General features: G+C 49.3%; 18 protein-coding genes. 14 read left to right on the top strand and 4 right to left on the bottom strand.

Annotation, left to right across the window (positions count from 1 at the left end; genetic code table 11):
- Window positions 1-180: 180 nt before the first annotated feature.
- The 10 genes from MESINF_RS06545 (at window position 181) to MESINF_RS06500 (ending at window position 11,678) form a co-directional block, all read left to right on the top strand.
- Complete coding sequence (locus MESINF_RS06545; protein ID WP_169699075.1) at window positions 181-909, top strand: class I fructose-bisphosphate aldolase; 729 nt, start codon at window positions 181-183, stop codon at window positions 907-909.
- Between the two features lies 1 nt (window position 910).
- On the top strand, window positions 911-1,876 hold the full coding sequence (locus MESINF_RS06540) for a sugar-binding transcriptional regulator (protein WP_169699074.1): 966 nt from the start codon (window positions 911-913) through the stop codon (window positions 1,874-1,876).
- Window positions 1,873-2,856 (top strand): zinc-dependent alcohol dehydrogenase, encoded by a 984-nt coding sequence (locus tag MESINF_RS06535; protein ID WP_169699073.1) that lies wholly within the window; start codon window positions 1,873-1,875, stop codon window positions 2,854-2,856. The genes MESINF_RS06540 and MESINF_RS06535 overlap by 4 nt, the downstream gene beginning before the upstream one ends.
- On the top strand, window positions 2,849-3,643 hold the full coding sequence (gene lsrF / locus MESINF_RS06530) for a 3-hydroxy-5-phosphonooxypentane-2,4-dione thiolase (protein WP_197712718.1): 795 nt from the start codon (window positions 2,849-2,851) through the stop codon (window positions 3,641-3,643). Before MESINF_RS06535 ends, lsrF begins: the two co-directional genes overlap by 8 nt.
- Window positions 3,644-3,645: 2 nt before the next feature.
- A complete protein-coding gene (locus MESINF_RS06525; protein ID WP_169699072.1) occupies window positions 3,646-5,160 on the top strand; it encodes a sugar ABC transporter ATP-binding protein in 1,515 nt (504 codons plus the stop codon).
- Window positions 5,153-6,094, top strand: a complete 942-nt coding sequence (locus MESINF_RS06520; protein WP_169699071.1) for an ABC transporter permease — start codon at window positions 5,153-5,155, stop codon at window positions 6,092-6,094. Before MESINF_RS06525 ends, MESINF_RS06520 begins: the two co-directional genes overlap by 8 nt.
- Before the next feature lie 26 nt (window positions 6,095-6,120).
- Window positions 6,121-7,050, top strand: coding sequence for a sugar ABC transporter substrate-binding protein (locus MESINF_RS06515; protein ID WP_169699070.1), 930 nt, complete (start codon window positions 6,121-6,123; stop codon window positions 7,048-7,050).
- 171 nt (window positions 7,051-7,221) lie between these two features.
- Window positions 7,222-8,700, top strand: coding sequence for a xylulokinase (locus tag MESINF_RS06510; RefSeq protein ID WP_169699069.1), 1,479 nt, complete (start codon window positions 7,222-7,224; stop codon window positions 8,698-8,700).
- Between the two features lie 645 nt (window positions 8,701-9,345).
- A complete protein-coding gene (locus MESINF_RS06505; protein WP_169699068.1) occupies window positions 9,346-10,101 on the top strand; it encodes a transposase in 756 nt (251 codons plus the stop codon).
- 470 nt (window positions 10,102-10,571) lie between these two features.
- A complete protein-coding gene (locus MESINF_RS06500; RefSeq protein ID WP_231936894.1) occupies window positions 10,572-11,678 on the top strand; it encodes a formylglycine-generating enzyme family protein in 1,107 nt (368 codons plus the stop codon).
- A gap of 112 nt (window positions 11,679-11,790) precedes the next feature.
- Here MESINF_RS06500 and MESINF_RS06495 read toward each other — a convergent pair whose 3' ends face one another.
- Both MESINF_RS06495 and MESINF_RS06490 read right to left on the bottom strand, forming a co-directional pair.
- Window positions 11,791-12,030, bottom strand: coding sequence for a hypothetical protein (locus tag MESINF_RS06495; protein ID WP_169699067.1), 240 nt, complete (start codon window positions 12,028-12,030; stop codon window positions 11,791-11,793).
- Window positions 12,031-12,180: 150 nt separating this feature from the next.
- The gene (locus tag MESINF_RS06490; RefSeq protein ID WP_169699066.1) at window positions 12,181-12,939 is read right to left on the bottom strand and encodes a GNAT family N-acetyltransferase; all 759 of its coding nucleotides are present in this window, start codon (window positions 12,937-12,939) and stop codon (window positions 12,181-12,183) included.
- A 167-nt stretch (window positions 12,940-13,106) separates the two neighbouring features.
- Here MESINF_RS06490 and MESINF_RS06485 point away from each other — a divergent pair, with 167 nt between their 5' ends.
- The 4 genes from MESINF_RS06485 to MESINF_RS06470 are packed head-to-tail and all read left to right on the top strand — an operon-like array spanning window position 13,107 to window position 16,261.
- Window positions 13,107-13,961 carry a DUF5685 family protein gene (locus tag MESINF_RS06485; RefSeq protein ID WP_169699065.1) on the top strand — a complete coding sequence of 285 codons (855 nt, stop codon included), beginning with the start codon at window positions 13,107-13,109 and terminating at the stop codon, window positions 13,959-13,961.
- Window positions 13,954-14,745 carry a J domain-containing protein gene (locus tag MESINF_RS06480; protein ID WP_169699064.1) on the top strand — a complete coding sequence of 264 codons (792 nt, stop codon included), beginning with the start codon at window positions 13,954-13,956 and terminating at the stop codon, window positions 14,743-14,745. Before MESINF_RS06485 ends, MESINF_RS06480 begins: the two co-directional genes overlap by 8 nt.
- Window positions 14,742-15,353 (top strand): DedA family protein, encoded by a 612-nt coding sequence (locus tag MESINF_RS06475; protein WP_169699063.1) that lies wholly within the window; start codon window positions 14,742-14,744, stop codon window positions 15,351-15,353. Before MESINF_RS06480 ends, MESINF_RS06475 begins: the two co-directional genes overlap by 4 nt.
- Window positions 15,350-16,261, top strand: coding sequence for a TPR end-of-group domain-containing protein (locus MESINF_RS06470; RefSeq protein WP_169699062.1), 912 nt, complete (start codon window positions 15,350-15,352; stop codon window positions 16,259-16,261). Before MESINF_RS06475 ends, MESINF_RS06470 begins: the two co-directional genes overlap by 4 nt.
- Before the next feature lie 107 nt (window positions 16,262-16,368).
- Here the strand turns inward: MESINF_RS06470 and MESINF_RS06465 are convergent, their stop codons facing one another.
- Window positions 16,369-17,511, bottom strand: coding sequence for an MrcB family domain-containing protein (locus MESINF_RS06465; RefSeq protein ID WP_169699061.1), 1,143 nt, complete (start codon window positions 17,509-17,511; stop codon window positions 16,369-16,371).
- 309 nt (window positions 17,512-17,820) lie between these two features.
- On the bottom strand, window positions 17,821-19,326 hold the full coding sequence (locus MESINF_RS06460) for a bifunctional metallophosphatase/5'-nucleotidase (RefSeq protein WP_169699060.1): 1,506 nt from the start codon (window positions 19,324-19,326) through the stop codon (window positions 17,821-17,823).
- Window positions 19,327-19,863 lie beyond the last annotated feature (537 nt).

The raw sequence follows: 19,863 nt of genomic DNA, 5'->3' as shown, positions 1-19,863 counted from the left end.
GATTTGTCAGATTAGCGACGTAAAAGATTTTGCCACAAACACTTTCTTTCCGGCAAGGTTTTTCCATACCTGTTAATGTACTTTTTTTACATTCTTGACTTGACGCTTTCAAAAGTGATATCATAGGTTTGAATTGAAAAAATGTGATGCACAATTGTGCAAAAGAAATGGAGGAACTTTATGAATGGCCTGGAAAGAAGATTGGATAGAATGTTTTCTCGTGGTTCTCTGATCGTTGCCGCAGCCGATCACGGCCAGTTCGCCGGTGTTCCGCTGGGTTTAGAGGATATCGGACGCTATATAAGCGAGATTGAAACTCTCGACATCGACGGAATACTGCTGAACCCCGGAGTGGTTTCGCGAATCGCTTCTTTCAATGCGAATAAACTTCTTATTATAAGGGTAACGCACGCCGGTTCGGCTTTATCGGGCGATATCGGCAACACGAAATACTTTCTCGATCCGGAACAGGCACTGAGGCTTGGAGCCGACGCGGTAATAGTTATGGGAATCGTCGGTCAGGAGAGAGACTCCGATGCCCTCCACGCTCTTTCGAAAGCCGTCTGGGATTACCAGAGGTACGGGATACCAGTCATAGCCGAGATGCTGCCTTACAGGAAGGAAGACTACTCCTCTCCAGAAGTTATAGCGAATATTTCGCGGATAGGAGCCGAGCTCGGAGCGAACGTTATAAAGACCATGATGACCGCAAATTACGGCGAGGTCGTTCGATCATGTCCCGTTCCCGTGATCATAGCCGGGGGCGAGAAGAACCGGGATTTCTTCGTTTCTCTCGAAGACGCGGCAAAAGCTGGTGCTAAAGGCGCGGCTATAGGTCGAAACCTCTTTCAAGAAAAGGACAGAACCGGCTTCTTGAAGAAAGTCAGAGAGGTATTCGCTTCGAGGTAAGATGATGAAGATGGATGAAGTCAGTCTAGCTTACAGGGCCGCAGAGATGTATTACATCAACGAGATGAACCAGGAGCAGATAGCCGCCGAGCTGGGACTTTCGAGGTCGAAAGTCTCCAGATTGCTCACCAGCGCCCGCAGACTGGGAATGGTGAAGATCGAGCTCGTCGGGCCGGAATCTTTCGATCTCTCCTCTCTCGAGAGAGAAATAGTAGAGAAATACGCCATAAGGGAAGCCCATGTCGTAGCCTCTATAAAGGGGACCGACAAGGAGATAAAGCAGAGGATAGCTCTCTCCTTCCAGAAAAACCTTACGAAGCTGCTCGAAGGCAAGCGTTATATCGGGCTGGGTTGGGGTACGACCGTTTATGAGGCCGTAATGAGCCTACCGGATAATCTCGCCAGATTTCCCGAGATGAAGATAATACCGCTCCTCGGAGGTCTCGGACAGTCGGAAAAGACTTATCAGATCAACAACATCGTCGAGAAAATGGCCGGTTCTCTGGGAGCGACCCCTATTTTTCTGGCCGCTCCCGCGATTTTCAACAATCAGGAGCAGTTGAAAATCATGAAGCAGGTACAGTCTGTCCAGACGGCCATCGCCGAGTGGTCGAACCTCGAAGCGGTCATATTTGGTCTGGGGGCTCCGGCTGGAATGTCGGCCGTTCTAGACTCAAACCTTCCCGGCGATATGATACTCGAACTGGTCAGAAAGCACGCTGTCGGCGATATTGTCTCTCGTTTCATGGGCAAGAGCGGTGAAATAGTCTGCCAGAACATCGAAGAGGTTCTTCTGGGAATCCCCTTCAACGATATGCTAAAAGTTCCCGAGAGGATCTGTTTGAGCGGCGGGGAGCACAAAGTAGACGGAATACGGGCAGCCCTTTCAAGAGGTTACATAACCACTCTCTTCACGGATATAAGGACAGCCCAGATGCTAGTTACGCAGCAGGAGGTGCGTGGATGAAGGCAGTGATGTACGAAGGAATCGGAAAGATCTCAATCAGAGATGTAGAAAAGCCAAAAATTGGAGAAGATGGAATTCTTGTCAAGATACTCTACTCCTTCATTTGCTCTACAGATATAAAGACCTATAAGCAGGGACACCCGATGATCAAGCCTCCGACCATACTTGGCCACGAATGTTCTGGAAGGATAGACGAAACCGGTCGGAACGTTACGGAGTTCGAAGTCGGTGATTATGTGGCTGTAGCACCCTTCGTGAACTGCGGGGAATGCGAGCAGTGTATCAACGGTTACCCCGAGGGATGTAGAAACAGAGACTTTCCCAGTAACGGAGCCATAACCGAGTTTCTTTCGATCGATGCCGGTTACGCCAGGAAGGGAGTTGCAAAGGTTGCGAAAGACAAGGCTAAAGAGGCCGCCCTTGCGGAACCCATGGCCTGTGCATTGACTTCCTGCAGACATATGGAGCTGCAGCCTGGCAATTCGGCACTGGTCGTCGGGGCCGGGATAATGGGTATGCTGAACGCTATGACCTTGCGAGACGTTTACGGTCAGACTGTGGTAATCACCGATAAAAGGCAAGGGAGGCTAGAACTGGCCGAAGAACTGGGGTTCGCCATTTCCAGCGGAGATACGGGCAAGTACAACTCGATAGTACTCACCGCGCCCGTTCCAGAATTGATCGATGAATATCTGCCAAAAGTGAAGTTATTCGGAAACATGGTACTCTTCGGCGGCTATTCGAAAGGGACGAAAGCTCTCTTCGATCCCAATATAATTCACTACAACGGTGTGAAATTGACCGGTACCACGGGCTTTGCCTCTAAGGATTTCATGGCCGCCATCGCACTTATCAATAGCGGCAAGCTCGATTTGAGACCTTTCACAAAAAGAATCTATGAATTCTCCGATTTCGAAGAGGCCTTCAAAGACGCCGTAGAGGGCAGGTCTATTAAAGTCGGAATAAAGGTTGGTGAGTGAGTTGTTCGGTAAGGCAAACAGACTCTCAAGGATATTCAACAGATCCGGAAAAACTATAATGCTGGCTCTCGATCACGGTATGGCTCTCGGTCCCATGCAGGGTCTGGAAAGACCGGCCGAGATGCTAGATAAGCTCACGTCGTTCACCGATTCCATAATGCTCAACAAAGGGATACTGCGAAACTGCTACACACCGAACGGGCACGTCGGAATCGTACTTCGAGTGAGCGGCGCGGCGACCATCGCCGGAGAAGATTTGACTAACGAAAGCATAACAACAACGGTTATCGAAGCGTTGAGACTGTCTGCGGATGCCGTCGCTACCTCGATTTACGTCGGCACTCCAAACGAACACTCTACTATACGCGACCTGGCCCAGCTTTGTGATGAATGTGAAACCTACGGTCTCCCGGTGTTGGCCGTAACTGCGATCGGTAAGGACCGGGAGCGCAAAACCGATCCCAGATATCTTTCGCTGGCTGTGAGAGTTGCCGTGGAGATGGGAGCCGATATCGTCAAAACGTATTACTGCGACGAGAAATTCGAGAAGGTCGTCGAGGCAGCGGCCGGCATACCCATAGTCATCGCCGGCGGTCCGAAAATGGATTCGGTGCTGGATGTCCTGAAGATCGCCGAAAACGCCACCAGGGCAGGAGCACGCGGGGTCGATATGGGCAGAAACGTCTGGCAGCACGAAAGACCGGTAGAGATGCTACTGGCCTTGAAGGATATAGTCAACGATGGCGTGTCCGCCGAAGAGGCTTACTCGAAACACTTCGGGAGATAATCATGAAGGTTGTTGAAATGATCTCGGTCAGGAAGGAGTTCCCCGGGGTCGTTGCTCTCGACAATATCGACTTCTCTCTGGAAGAAGGAGAGATTCATGGACTTGTCGGTGAAAACGGAGCCGGAAAATCCACGCTCATAAATATACTCGCCGGAGTCTTTCAACAGACTTCGGGAGAACTCAGACTGTTCGGCAAGCCTGTAAAATTGAGCAGTCCTTCCGATGCCCTTCACAGGGGCATAGGAGTAGTCTATCAGGACACCGTTCTGGATCCGTTTTTCACTGCCGAGGAAAACATCTGGCTGGGTAGGGAACCTTCCCGGCTTTCTGTGCTGAAAGGCAGGGAGATCAAATCCGACACGAAGAGACTGTGTGATAAGTACGGAATCGTAGTGCCGCTAGGTATTCCGGTCGGAACTCTAAGTGTTGCAAAGCAGAAGATGGTCGAGATCCTCAGGGCGCTGAGCATGAATTCAAAGGTACTGGTTTTAGATGAGCCGACTGCCTCGATAACCCAAAGCGATACGGACAACCTTTTCGAGATACTCAAAAATCTAAAAAAGTCCGGCATAAGCATCATTTTCGTCTCCCACCATCTGGACGAAGTTTTCAACCTCTGCGATAGAATCTCCGTCCTCAGAAACGGCTGCTACGAAGGCACCTTCGCTTCTTCGGAACTATCAACACGCGACCTCATAAAGCTCATGACCAACAGGGATCTGGTTGATCAATACCCCAAGCGGTCTTCAGAAATCGGTGAGGAAATTCTCAAGGTTTCGAATCTGAACGTGGCGAGATTCGGGTTGAAGGATATCTCCTTCGAGGTGAAGAGGGGAGAGATAGTGGGCTTCTTCGGAATGGTCGGCTCTGGAAGGACGGAGCTCATGAAATCGATCTTTGGCGCCCACGAAATCGATAGCGGCGAAATAACGATAAACAACGAAAAAATCAGGATAAAAGGCCCATCGAAAGCCATGAGGGCCGGTGTCTATCTCTGCCCGGAGGACAGAAGGAGGGAGGGGGTTGTCCAGGATATGTCGGTTATAGACAACCTGACCTCCCCATTCCTTGGAACGTTGACCAGGTTAGGTGTGATCAACTCTAGAGAGTCCAGAGCCAGGGCCGGCAAAGTATCGAGCGAACTGAAAATAAAGGCTCCGTCGCTGAAGACGATCATCTCCCACCTGAGCGGTGGCAACCAGCAGAAGGTGGTTCTGGGGAAATGGCTTCTGGGACCGGAATCCAGGGTATTCATATTCGATGAACCAACCCAGGGAATAGATGTCGGAGCCAAGAGCGAGTTTTACAGGATAATGCAAGAAATTGCGAAGAAGGGTTGCGGGGTGTTGTTCGTTTCCTCGGATATCAGAGAATTGCTGGGCATAGCCGACAGGATCTATGTCATGCGCCTGGGAAGGATCACGGCGGAATTCAAAAGAGGGGAGTACGACCAACACTCGATTCTCGAAAATGCGCTCAGCGATAGTCTCGCCGCAAGGAGTGAAAAAGATGAATAAGATAGGGCTGCTCTTTCAGAAGTACGGCACTATTCTAGCCTTGATCGGCATAGTAGTGTTTTTCTCGATCATGACCGAAACGTTTCTCACTTCCAGAAATCTCATAAATATCCTCTCCCATATTTCCATGCTGACGATAATAGCGACCGGGATGACCGTCTGTATGATACCTGGTGATTTTGACATGTCTATCGCATCGGTGGCGAGCCTTTCGGGAGTTATAGTGACTTCTCTGATTTTGAAAGGCCTGGGCGTATTTGGCTCCATACTCATAACGGTGGGCATGGGCGCGCTCTTCGGCGTGATCGCAGGAATTCTGATCACCAGATTGAAGATCTCCGCCTTCATCGCAACCCTCGCCCTCGGTACGATCGCGACCGGTATCAACTTCATGTTCACCAGAGGTCAAGAGGTTTACGGGATCTTCCCCGATTCCTTCCTCGCGATCGCGCAGAAAAGAGTTCTGGGAATCCCCGTCCAGGTCTTCATAATGGCGGTGGTCATAGTCGTCTTCACCTTCGCGATGGAAAAGACGAAGATGGGAAAGTGGATGTACTCAATAGGGGGCAGTGTGAAAGCCTCCTTCCTGTCGGGCATCAACGTCAGGCTTCTCCGCGTGGTCGGAATGATAATCTCCGGCGCCCTCGCGGCCTTCACCGGCTGTATTCTAGCCTCCAGGTTGGGATCTGGACAGCCGACCGCGGGTGACGCTTATCTCATGGATGCGATAGCCGCCTCCTTTCTGGGCATGACCACGATCAAGGTGGGCAGGCCGAACGTGCCGGGAACTTTTGTGGGAGCTTTGATCATCGGAGTTATAAACAACGGTCTAGTGATAATGGGAGTGTCGTATTTCTTTCAGTACATCGCCAAAGGAGCGATCATAATTCTGGCTGTCGCGATGACTTCATTCAGAAGTTCTGAGAGCTTCTAAGGCAAACAACGGGAGGTGTGGTAACTATGAAAAAGGTAGTTCTTGTTCTTGCGATTATGTTACTCGTTTCTCTGGCCTTCGGTGTCGAGATCGGCTTCGTCGCGGCCAACCTTTCTGCGGTAACTCAGGCAACTATCGCCCAAAATCTCGAAGCCATTTCAAAGACCAACGGTTGGACCATTTACGTCTCGAACTCCGCAGGCTCCTGGGAGACGATGAACAATCTGGTGGAAAACTACGTGTCGAAGAAAGTAGATCTCATAGTGGTCGCCATGGGACAGGCGAGCTCGCTGACTTCCTCGCTCACCGCGGCGAAAGAGGCTGGCATTCCCGTGATCGGAATCGACTCAGAGTACAGTGACCTGCTGACTGCCGATATTCTCACCAACAACTGGGAGATGGGCGCAAAGATTGCCACATACCTGGTCGACAGACTGAACCACAAGGGAAACATCATAGTATTCAAATTCGATCAATTCTATGGAACCCGCTTCAGAGGAAAGGCGCTGGACGTGGTACTGACGGAAGAGCCGAACATCAAAGTGCTCGAAGTCCATCACCTGCCGCCGGCGGGATTCGTGGAAGACGCACAGAGAACCATGGAATCGTATCTGCTCAAGTACGGTGACAAGATCGACGCGGTCTGGTGCGCCTGGGACGACCCGGCTTATGCGGTATCTCTGGCGATCAAGGCGGCCGGCTATACTCAAGAAGATATGTTCGTGGTCGGAATTGACGGCAACGAAAGAAACATAAAAATGATAGCTGCCAACAACACGGCCGTCGTAGCCACGATCCTGCAGCCCTTCGGAGATTCAGCCATCAAAGCTGCCGAACTCATACAGAAGATAGTCGTCGAGGGGAACAGCCCCGAAGAAGTCATCGGGGCCGTAAGGGTAATATACATGGACGCACCTCTTATCACCTCGGCGAACGCTCAGGATTATCTGAAATAACGAGCTAAAAGAAGTACTAACGCGCTTTCGGGGGTCTTTTGCAGCCATATGCTTTGTCGGTATTCGAAGGGTAGATACGATTCGAGGATTAACTAAATGCAAAGGCTCCCCCGTTTTTCTTTATTGCCCGTGATTGATGTGTACGATCTAGAGAGGGAGGATTTATCGGCCGTGAAAGAAAGAGAGCTTTTCGCAGGATACGATATCGGTACGACTTCGAGTAAGATATCTATCATAGACCTAGAAGGCCGTATTGTCGCAAGCGCAAAGGTCACTCATTCACAGAGCTTTTCCGATGACGGCTATCCAGAGCAGGACGCCCGGGTGTGGTGGCAGGACTTTTTGAAATTGACCGCGATGGCGGGCAAAGAGATTTCCCTCTCGAGCATAAAAGCGATAGGACTCAGCTCCATGTGTCCGAACGTACTACCCGTATCGGACGATGGAATACCCCTGCGAAAGTCTTTCATGTACGGCATCGATCAGAGGGCCGTTAAAGAGATCGAATCACTCAACGACTTCATGAGAGAGTTTGGAGACAATCCACTTTACACAGAGTATTCAAGCCAGTCTATCCTTCCAAAGATCCTCTGGATGAGAAAAAACGAACCACAGATATTCGAAAAGACAACCCGGGTTTTGACCGCGAACGGTTACATAGCCTTCAGATTGACCGGCCAATTTGCCTCGGATATGTTCTCCCTTTCGGCGGGCAACCTCATAAACCTCAACACCCTGGAAATTTTCAAAGATCCCTTCGATCACGCAGACCTTTCGACAGATATTATTCCCGATATAAAATGGGCAACGGATCTTACCGGTACGGTAACGAGATTGGCCTGCGAAGAAACGGGTCTTGGTTATGGGACCCCGGTCTTCACAGGAACGGGAGACGCCTGCTCCGACACCATAACTAACGCCTGCCTCGAGCCAGGAAACGTCTCCATCTCGCTTGGAGGGACCTCGATTTACATCCAGTGTCTCGACAGACCTGTAAGATCACCCGCCCTATTCGTGGAAACCGGTGCCGTCCCGGGATCATTCACCGCCGGTGGCGCTACCAGCTGCGGCGGCCTCCTCACTGACTGGGTGACCGACAGACTGTTCGGCCTTGACAGGTACGAGAAAGAGAGTCTGTTGTCGGGCTTTGGAGCGGAAGAATACGAACCATCAAACATGATCCTGCTACCGTTTTTTGGAGGAGCGCGCACCCCTTTCAACAACCCCAGAGCCAGAGGAATTCTCTTCGGGCTGTCCATGGAAACAGGCAGAAAAGAGATCTTGAGTGCGGTTTTCGAAGCCATTGCCCTGGACATAAGCATGATAGATGACGAAATAAAGAGAACGGCGCTCGAACCGAACCAGATCTGCGTTTCAGGCGGCGGTGCAAGGAGCGAAGTTCTACTACAGCTGATCGCCACCTTGCTCGACCACGAACTACTGGTCTCGCCCCGCCAGTACGACTCGGCGACAGGCGCCGCCCTGATCGCTCTATCCGCCACGAGCGGCAAGGCTCTCGAAAAAGTCGTTGAAGATATAAAGAAAAAGTACGACCGGGTGGAACCCCGGGCCGAATACAGTTTTTACATGAAAGAGAGAAAAAATACCTTTAAAGAACTCTATACAGCGAACATCGGCTTTTTCAACTGAAAGAATTATTCATCATAGAAAAATGCACTATTATTTAGCCCCTTTCAAGGCCATTTTTTTCTGGATAAAGGCAAAAAGAGCTCAGAAACTATTTCTCATCTTTCTATAGGCTCTGCCAAGTATAAGATAATAGATTACTGACAGGCCCGTAAAAACATATACACCCGCGACAAGGCTCCACAATATTGGGTTTTGGATTAGCATGTCGTATCGTGTTACAACGCAGTATGTTGTGTAAATACTTGCAACGATCATTACGATTGTCAACACACCTACAGAGAACTTCAAGCTCTTGACTTCGGTTTTTGCTCTCGGAACGAGCCTCATTTTACTAATATCCCCCTATTATCCGCAGAATCAAAATCTCTCAATCCATGGTTAGATCAGTGAAACTAATTATAACAAAAAATTGTTTATAATATCAAATGATCGACCACAATTTTATTCGAAAAGTAAATATATGAATTGTCAGATAATGATTAAAAAATCAAACTAAATCGCTGCGACTTCTATTATTAGGAATTTGTAAGACCGTATCCAATAAATAGGCGAGGAAGGAAATAAGTCAAAAGAAAAGGGACTCAACTCCATTTAGAATGTTTTTTGTATGAGAAAAACAAAACGAAAGGAGAGAGTCCCGAAGAAATGATAACACCAAAGGACATAAGAAAAGTGAAGGAAGCGGTGAGAGAGATAATACCTGCGCACAGGCAGGTTAAAGGAAGACCCAGAGAGTACTCGGACAGAACGATAGTGTTGTTGTATGTGATTTTCATACTTTTCCGTTGTAGCTCAATCGTTGAGATGTACAAAATGATCGAAGGAAAGAAGAGGCTGCTGAAAGTGATAGGTGAGCTTCCGTCCAGGCAGACATTATCATATAGACTGAGAAGGCTAGATATTGAAGCTATAAGCAGGAGAATCATAGAAAGCATAAAAGGCGGAACATACATAATCGACTCGACACCGATAAAGGACATCACCAGTCAGGGGATAAAAAAGTGTAAGAATCTGAAGTTCGGCAAGAACAGGGACGGATTCTTTTGGGGAAAGAAGGGACATTTCATAATTACTGAAGAAGGGATACCCGTCAAATTCAAGCTGACCCAGGCCAACGAAGACGATGCTAGAGTTGGAAAGGAGATGCTCGACAATCTCAACGGTCTGATTATAGCCGATAGGGGATATTTCAAAGGGAACTTCTTGTCCCAATTCACCAAAGAAGGCGATCTAAGGGCCATAGTGAGACCGAAATCGAGAAAGAAGGATTCGAGCTTCAAGCAGAAGCACTCACAGACATATTCAAAGCGATGGAAGATAGAGAGGCTGTTCCAGAAAATGAAAGAGTCAGATTGGAGATTCCCAGAAAAGGGGGCAGAGATGATCTCCTGTCCAGAGTAACGGCACTGTTTCTAACGGTTGTTACTCTTGCCTTCTCGAAGTTTGTGCTTAATGACCCTATTCTGGATTACCTCAATTGTTGCTGATTTGTTTATTGGATATGGTGTCTAATTGAGGGAGGATCAGGAATCTTCTCATACCCAAATATCCTTTACAAATGACGATCTTCGTCGAGGGCGCAAAAAAGACGGCACTTTCGAATGCTCTTTATTACTTGGCAGAGTTCCGTTTTTTCTGACAGATGTTCGCTATTTGCCAGGACAATTATGTATGATAGACTAAAAAACACGGACCAATTCTCTGAACTATCATTAAATTCAAGAAGTACATATGGAATGGTTTTTTAAGGCTTTGAAACCAGATTCCCATACAGTTTGGAGTAAACCAACGAAGAACCTTATGAGGTTCAAAGAGGCATATTTGTTTGTTATCATGTGTGGAATTGAGAACACCGGAGAGGAGGTAAAAGTATGAAGAAGCTCCTTGCTATTCTTATTCTTACAGCGATCGTGTTTCTTACGGGGTGTCCAAAGAAGGAAAATCAACCTCCCGTAGTTCAGAAGGCCAGTGGACTTGAAGGAATAGTCGAAACAACGACTGGAACTTTCACATGGAGCGGAGATGATCCGGATGGAACAATCAAAAAGTACGAATGCAGAAAAGACGGGCTGATCTGGGAAGATGTTGCCCTTCAAACCACTTATACATGGAACGATTACACATCTGGAGCTCACACTTTTGAAGTCAGGGCAATTGACGATAAAAATGCTATTTCGAATATTGTTGTGTGGAACTTCACCTCTATAAAACAGATGATTCTGGTGGAGGGTGGACAATTCACGATGGGAGACACCTGGGGAGACGGTTATGACGATGAAACCCCAACACACGACGTAACCATCACGTATGACTATTACATCGGGAAGTATCAGGTGACTTTCGACGAGTTCGATGCGTTCTGCGATGATACAGAAAGGACGAAACCGGCAGATGCAGGATGGGGGCGGGGCAAACGACCGGTGATTTTTGTATCCTGGTGGGATGCGATCAGTTACTGCAACTGGCTCAGCGAAAGAGCGGGACTCCCAATTGCTTATGACGGCCTGGGAAATCTTCTCGATTCTGACGGAGAGATCACCTTAAATCCCTCGGAAGTTGTGGGATACCGCCTGCCAACCGAAGCTGAATGGGAATATGCGGCAAGAGGCGGAAAAAGCAAATCGCCATTCAAATACTCGGGAGGCGACATCGCCGGTGATGTTGCCTGGTACCGCGAAAATTCATACAACGAAAATGTCGGGAGGATAACAACCTGGCCGATAGGACTGAAAACGCCTAACGTACTCATGATTTATGATATGAGCGGCAACGTTCACGAGTGGTGTAGCGATATGTACTCAGCGTACACTTCTCAGGCTAAGACAAATCCATTTGTCAGCGTTGGTACGGAGAGAGTTATCAGAGGGGGAAGTTTTTTCAGTATTGAGAGGTTGGTGAGAGTCGCCGATCGCGAGAAACTCGATCCGACATATAAGCGAGACGGTGTAGGATTCCGTATAGCGATAACTGCCGAATAGCTTTTTTCATGATGCTGACACGAGAAGGAGTCCTTTTTGAGATTGAAGAGTCGTAATCCTGGAATTTGATGCTTGTAGAAGGCTGAAGATTTGCTGCATTCCTGCGGGACAATCAGGAGACCTGAATGACCATACCGGTTATAAATTCTATCTCCTGCACCTCAAAACGAGAGTAAATTAAGTCCCCTTGATCCTGGATTTTTAGTTCCACAGGTCTCCTCAGAAAGGCCCTTCCGGAGTGATGATATTCGTGAGAAAGGGCCCCGGTAAACTCTTGGATTCCAGAGAGCTCGGAGTTCATCTTTGTAGCCGCCATAGTAGCTTCCAGCGGGGTCATTCCGTATTCGACCATGAGTTTTATCTCGAAAACAGAGCATCACTTAGAACTTACAGTTGACAGATGGCGATTCAACGATGGATAACTGCGATAAGGTGCCAAATGGGTACATCGGCAGAAATCGAGTTTGAAAGATATCGATCGATTCCGCCTTTAGCAGGGATCTCAGAGCTCTCTGGACAGAAAGACTATCTCGTCGATGCCGGAATTCATAAGTATCGTACCGGGTATTCTTCGCGTCCGGGTGAACCCCATCTCAAGAAAGAAGGATTCGGGACCGTTCGGGAAGGGAGCGCGAAGCCCCGAGAGAACGCCGACCTTTGAATATCCCAGAGTTCTCAGCCGTCCAAGAAAAAAGTCAAGCAATCCGACCCTGTAGTCAAGAGGTTCAATTATGGCGTTGTAAATGCAATTTATAAAGGCCATTGAGTCTTCGGCCGGGATAGCGTAAGGTGACTCGAGAGAGGGAATAGCCTCGCAGAAGGCTACGGGTCTGCCGCCCGAGTAGGCCACGGCTCCGGCGCAGAGGTGATCTTTGCCGCCGAACCTCTCCAGCCAGGCCCCCTTTTCGGCTATGCCGAAGTTATCGCCGTTAGTGCATATGCGGCACGCATCTACGATCGTCTCGCCCGAATAGAGCCTTATGGAGTCGCACGATCCCTTCGGGTTTGGCGAATACGGCTCGAAATATTCAGATGGTTTCCCGGTTTTTAAGATTTTTATCAGTCGTTGAGCGGGAACGGGACCGGCAATCGTGATGCCTTTCAGGAGGATCGAGAACGGGAAGAAGAGCCCGACGGGGGGCGATAGATGTGTGATGTCGAACTCCTCAATCGATAACCTCAGATAATCCGCAGCCTTTTTCGCCTCTCCGCGCGCCCATGAATTCCAGGGACACTGATCGCCGTAGTAGTAAATCTTCATGCTTTCGATCTCTTTCACCTCGCCCGTGTAATATTTGTCGATCTAGTACTGATATTATAGGTTTTCCGGTTGAGTATCAACCGGCTTTCATTATGATCGTGCAATTGACTGGCTATGCACCTTCCGATATAATCTCAACAACCGATCCAGCTCCCGAAGGAGACAAGATGTTGGGTTATTTCAGGCCTGGGGCCGCGCTTTCCGCACAGTCGAAGAGACAGTACCGGATAATATATTGCTCGCTCTGTCATTCTCTACGAAATACCTACGGCAGGAGGGCCGCACTTCTTCTTCAGAACGACCCGCTCTTTTTCGCGCTTCAATCTGGCTTCATGCCTCCGGTGGACGAAGAAAAGGTCATTAAAAAAAGATGTGTGATGCAACCTAAAAGAGTCGAGGTTCTGGTCTCCAGCCCTGAAGTCTTCGAACCTCTGGCCGACCTCTCGCTTATAACTGTTCTCTTCGCCAGATGGGACAAAGAGCTGGATGAGAGGCGGGGAGTGAAATCCAGGTTATTCGACACGCTTTTCAGAGGTGTTTTTGCAAAGCTCGGAGCGAAACTCCGACAGAGGGGAATCCCACTCGACGGATTGAAGAGGGAGTGTATGAAGAATCTCGAGCTCGAGAGGAAGGAGGCGTCGAATCCGCTAGAGAGGCTGGAAGGATTCGTCCGATTCGCTTCGAAGCTAATAGCCGAATTCTTCACGTCGGCCGGAAAGGTTGAACGAAGCCTTGAGATCGCCCGGGAAATGCTCAGGGTCATGTATCTTATCGACGCTCTTGAAGACTACCATTCCGATAGAAGACACGGCGATTTCAACGTACTTTTCGGTCACGAAGGACCGAACCTTGCCGAGTACGTCGAAGATAGCGTATACTCTTCACTGGAGGCGATTCCCCTCAGTGGAAAGTTCGGCACCGACCGGTGCCTCACAGAAATAATCGACAGCACTTTTTCCTTCGTAGTCGGCAAACTTGCCCTCGCGAGGGAGAAGTACAACAAGGGGGTTAAAGATGCCTGATTATTACGAAGTCCTCGGGGTCAGACCCGACGCTTCGGACGAAGAGATAAAGAGCAAATATCGCGAACTGGTGAAGATGTACCATCCGGATAGACATACCAACAACCCACTCCAGTCGCTGGCCGAGCAGAAGATGAAAGAGATAAACGAGGCCTACGAGGTACTGGGCAACCCTGAAAAACGCCGCCAGTACGATGGCGGCAATGCCAGCGTAGCCTCCTCGCGGTACAGCTCCTCTACGGCCTCCAGCTATGAAGCTCTGATCGCACAGGCCACAGGGGATTTATCCCAAAGACTATGGGAAAGGGCCGTCCAGCTTTGCACAAAGGCCATCGGTATGAACCCCTCCCGCTACGAAGCCTACGCCATAAGAGGAATGGCCCGCTACCAGCAAAACAACCACAACAACGCCATCGAAGATCTGAACGCCGCCATATCCAGAGGTGGGAGGGAAGAAGCGATCTATGCATATCTGGCCTTCAGCAGTGCCGAGCTCGGCAGACACGCAGATGCCATCTCGGCAATAAATAAGGCTATCGAAATGGGCGGGAGAAACCCGAACTACCTGGCCTTTCTGGCCATCCAGTATGAAACGATAGGCTATAAAGAAGAGGCGAGAGCCGCATGGGATGAGGTAAGAAGGATAGATCCCAACAACGAAATGCTGAGACGACGCGATCAGACATGGAGGGTCGGTGGAACGTACATAGATAAGAAAGATGCCGGCACCGCCGCGGCCTGCGCCACATGCGTCCTGCTGGACCTGCTGTTCAACTGCTGTTGATGGAACGCGCCCTGGAACTCATAAGCGAGTACGGCTATCTGCTCGTCTTTTTTGGAACCGTAATCGACCAGTCAGGGATACCGGTTTTCATCGTCGCCGGAGGCATCTTCGTGGCGGCAGGGCTGCTCGGTTTCTTACAGGTCGTATCGCTCTCGATTCTTGCGCTGGTCGTAACGGACATACCCTTCATCTTCATTGGCCGGTACCTTTCCGGGCGATTGGTGGGAAATTACTCCACCGGAAAGAGCGTAAGGTGGCTGAAGAACTTCATGATAGCCGGAACGGCTATCTTTCTGAAATCTCCGGCGCTTTTCTATCTCTTCTCGAAAGTGATGATACCGGTTATCGGAAAGTACGTGCCTGTTTTTGCCGGCTTCAGCGGCTCCCGCAAAATCAGGGCCATATTACTCTTCTCGCTGGGAGATGTCATATACGCGCTAGTCTTCACGATCGGCGGAGTCTATCTGGGTGATATCTTCATAAAGCATTCCAGAATGTTGGCCATTCTGATTGCCCTCATTTTCGCGGTTTTCTACCTGCTTGCGGCAAGGATATACGGAAAGAGTATAAAGAGCCGAATGGGCAAAGAAAGGAGTGACTATCGTTGAAAGGCAACTTCTACGATTACCAGAAGAACTTCTTCGAAGCTTATAACGGGGGAAGGCTCGAAGAGGCACTGAAAATAGTGCAAGAGGCCGATTCGATCTTTCCCGACAAAGCATGCAAAACCAAATACTGGAAGGCCTGCATGCAGGGATTACTGGGCAGGAACGAACAGGCCGTGGAAGCTCTGGAGGAGCTCGCCGCTTCCGACCAGTGGATAGATGCCGGACTGCTGGAAAAAGAAGAGGATCTGAAAGCGTTGCGGGGTACGTCCCGGTTCGAAAAAGTCGTAGAAGTCCTGAAGGAACGCGGGGATAAAGCCAAAAAAGCCAGCAAACCGGTCCTGCTGGAATTCGCGCCGGAAAAGTCTGACGGCGTGCTCTTCGCCCTTCACATGAAGATGACCGGCGCCGGGGAGATCTCGGAATACTTCAGAGAAACCGTTCCCACACTGAATAAAAGCTTCGTAGCAATACAGTCCTCTCAAACCGTGGGCACGGGACTCTACTGCTGGGACGACATGGAGCTGGCAAAGAAAGAAACCTCCAGCCTGATAAAGGCCTATCTGGCCAAAAGAGGCTTTACCGAAAACGACACCGTCATCGCCGGCGCGTCGCAGGGAGGAAGACTGGCCTTCGAACTGGTCCTGGAAAGGATTCTAATCCCGCGCATGGCGATAATCGTGGTGGGCGCCTTCAGGGAAGTCGAAAAGTACAGAGAAAAGATAGGGAGCTTTCCCGGGCTATGCGCTTTGAGATTCATCGTCGGAGCCAGAGACCCCTTCGCGAATGAAACTGTGAAACTGCACGAAATGGCCAGAGAAAAAGGAGCCAATTCACAACTGAAGATCTACGAAAATATGGGCCACAACTTTCCGGTTGACTTCGACGAATACCTCAGAAAGACGCTTTGACACTCCTTCAAGACTTGAATGCAGGGGAGCTTCCGGATGAATTAACCTGGGCCCGTTCCCGCCAGTAGAATATGCCCCAGGGCTGTGCCATAAACCGAAAAGTAATCTCAGCTTTTCTTTTTTCCCAGGCTCTTGAAAGCCGCTTTGAAATGGTAGCAGAAACCTTTCCTTTCCGTTTGCTGATTGACCTTGCTTAAGTATCCCTGAATCTGGGCGGAGAGAGAATCGACGTTGTTTGACAGCTTCTCAACCTTTCTTTCCAGGTCCTTCAGCTTTTTCGCCTCTATCGCGCCTCCGCCTTTGATAATTTCGATGGCCTCTTCGATCGAAAAGCCCTGACCGGAAAAGGCCGCCAACTTTGCGACCAACGCCGGACTCTCGACCGGATAAAACCGCTCGCCATCGACGATTTCAGATGAAAAAAAGCCCGCTTTCTCAAGCGCGGAAAGATACTTCTCCGTTTCTACACCGGACAGTTTTGCCCTCTCGCTTACCTCACGAGTGTTCAAGTCATCACCGACCCTGTCAATGAATTTTGACTCTCCAGCAACAACCTCTGTAACTGACTCTAAATCGATCTTTTCGGGAATTTCCAGAATCTCTTCACCTGAAATATCCGGAATCTTCTCCTGTTCGACTATTATCGCCTTGACTCTCTCTTCGATCGCTTCAGTACCGATAATCGTTTTCAGCCTTCTGTAAATATCCACGATATCCAACAGGTCTCTTCTCAGTGTCTCATCGTCGGGAACCGCTCCCCTTTCGTATCTCTTACCGCAGATGTGGCCCAACTCGTACCCGGTTCCAAGCTCTCTCTCCGTTCCGAGCGATATGCTCTCATAGCCGAACTGACCGATGGGTCCGAGCAGCTTTCTGTAAGCCCTCGCCGCGGTGGATATCTTCTCCTTGGCCAGCTCCAATCCATAAGTATCTCTGAAAAACATCCAGCCCTGATTGAGAGAAAGGAATACTCTGGACATATCCGACCTGAAAAAGTACATCACAAAATAGCCTCGCATAGGAGATTCGGTGATCTCTTTATCGAATACCCCTATCCAGGGAATCTCCGCCCATCTACCCTGACCGGCGGAAGCCGATACTTTGAACTGACCCGGGTACTTCGAATCGACGACTTTTTGAACCGTTTCGCTGGCATGCCCCCTCAAATAGTCTGCCAGTTTGTTGTTTGCAAAACTTTTTTTCTTCTCAACAAGATACCTGTCAAGAATCCTGTTAATGGCTTCCTGCATAAGCCCTCCTCATTGACATCGCCCACCTTCTAAGCAAAATTGAAAAAGCCGCTTGACTAATTAGAGCGTATCATTAAACTAATTCATATTCCAAATGAAAACGCCTGTCGATAACGGAACCGGTTTCTCGTTCCAACAAGGGCAGCAGATGTCAGGCTCATGAGATAAGAGGAATGATAGAAGGTCGGAAGAGAGAAAGAGACGTAAGTCGTTGTATTTTCCAGAATAACGGGCTCATGCTTGAAAAGAGCGTTAAGTAGCGTTCACCGCTCCGAGTATCGGTTTAAGCTCTTCCGACCCCCGCTTTGGCTATTTAATTATTCTCCCGTCGAGCGCCGCACGAACAGGACTGTTGTTCTGCATGTACTCTTTGACAAGTTTCTGGACATCCAATCCCGTATCGGTGTATTTTAAGCCTGCAAACAGGTCTTTATAACCCGGAGCGAAAAGTCCCTGGTAATTGGTTGTGGCGACCAGGTAGGTCTTCTCAAGATTCAGAGGCTCGAAGCTGTCCGGGCATTCCGTATCTGCCTGAACTTCAACCGCCGTGGCCTTTCCATTGCTTATCACGAAACGCACTCCAGAGACCTGTGAGAAGAATCCGGTGCCGCTCTGGCTTATCGAGTGATTGAGAATCTTCTCAAGCGTGTCTCCTTTGACTTCATAGACATAGATTATATTGACGTAGGGAAGGGCGTTCTTAAGATCCTCATAAACGATGGATCCTGGAGCGATTGATGCTCTGAAACTGCTCGAAGTCGAAAGGGCCACGTCCGCTCCCGATGCCTCCCTTATGACATCCATCACGAAATTGCCCAACACCGATTCTCCCGTATTGACGTTAGCAACTGACAGCTCGGTCTCGACTTCACCTATCCACTCGAACAGGTAGGCAAATGCCGGATCACTTTCCAGTTCCGACTGAAGCCTTTCAACTTTACCGGCAACAATTGGATCTTCAGGCAGGGAAGAATCCATTGGAACAAGTGAACCCGAGATACTCTTCTTGCCATCCGCTCCAAAGTAAACCACTACCTCCGAAACATATGTTCCGTATTGGTAAGGAGAGATGAAGTACGTATCCGTTCCATCGATCTTTGTGAGAGGGATCTTTAGATGACTGTGCGTACCGAAAATCAGGTCTATTCCTTCTACCTTTCTCGCCATTTCGAGTGTCTCTTCATATTCGGCATGCCCTATAAATACAATCAAATCTACTTCTTCGGCTTTCATCTCTTCGACAATCTCGGTGGCTGTCACCATGAAATCTCCAAATGTGGCTCCCTCAACGGGCCTGGCGGCGGGTTTCACAAGGCCGCTATAATCGGAGCCGGCCAGCGCGAAGACGCCGATCCTCTTTCCTTCAACTTCAAAAACAAGATACCGCTTACCGAGGTACTCGAAAACAGGCGAACCATTTGCATCCAGAACATTTCCCCCAAGAATCGGATACGTCAATTGCCTCCACACTACTTGGAAGTCCTCCGGGCCATACTCAGAATCGTGATTTCCGAAAGCCATTGCGTCGAAGATATTGTTGAACCACGGCAGCTCTATCGCGTGAAATTTGTCGGACCACGCAGGGGTTCCGAGGTTTATCATATCTCCACCGCAAAACACAAGCGTGCTTTCGTCCACAGACTTTTCTCTCAGGTAAGTTATGATCCTGGCGATTCCACCAAATCCATGCTGTCCTTCAGAGTAGAAGGGAATCGCATGAGAATGGTAGTCAGTGACATGATACATCTTAATGGTAGTAGAGAACGACAGAACGCAAAGGAGTATAATTGCGAGAATCAGTAATTTAGATCTCATTCTATCACCTCCTTTAGTAATCATTTTAATTCTAGCATCGCTGTGAGTTACTAAGCCCTTCTTGTAAGACCTGTTAAAGAGCGAGAATTTTCCAGACTTACAATGTTAGAGAGCATTTCAGGGCAGGCTCTCTTCCTCCTTCCCGTCATGCCGGACACCGATCCGGCATCTCCGCTCCCTCGAAAGAGCAGAACCAGAGGTGAGAGGGTAGAGGTGTGAGGCGGGAAGAGCGGGATTTTGATCTTCTTACCTCTGGCCTCATTCCTCTTACCTCTTTTTAGAGACGGACGAGAAGAACGAGATCTCGTATATAAAGAGCGGGGTCCCGTATAGGAGCATTACGGGATGACACGGGATGACAGTCTTACTCCCTTCCCGTCATTCTGAGCTTGACTCAGAATCACGGTTTTCCAAGAAGTCCCGGTCTTCGCGAAAAACGGGGACAGACGTCAGGAACCCGTCAGTCCCCATTTTCGAGGTCTTTCCTCCTTCCTGTCATGCCGGACCCGATCCGGCATCCCGGTCTTTCCTCCCTTC

The sequence above is a fragment of the Mesotoga infera genome, from assembly GCF_900157305.1.
In the GTDB taxonomy this organism is placed as follows: domain Bacteria; phylum Thermotogota; class Thermotogae; order Petrotogales; family Kosmotogaceae; genus Mesotoga; species Mesotoga infera.
Note: the sequence above shows the minus strand (reverse complement) of the source record. Positions and strands in the feature narration are given on the sequence as shown.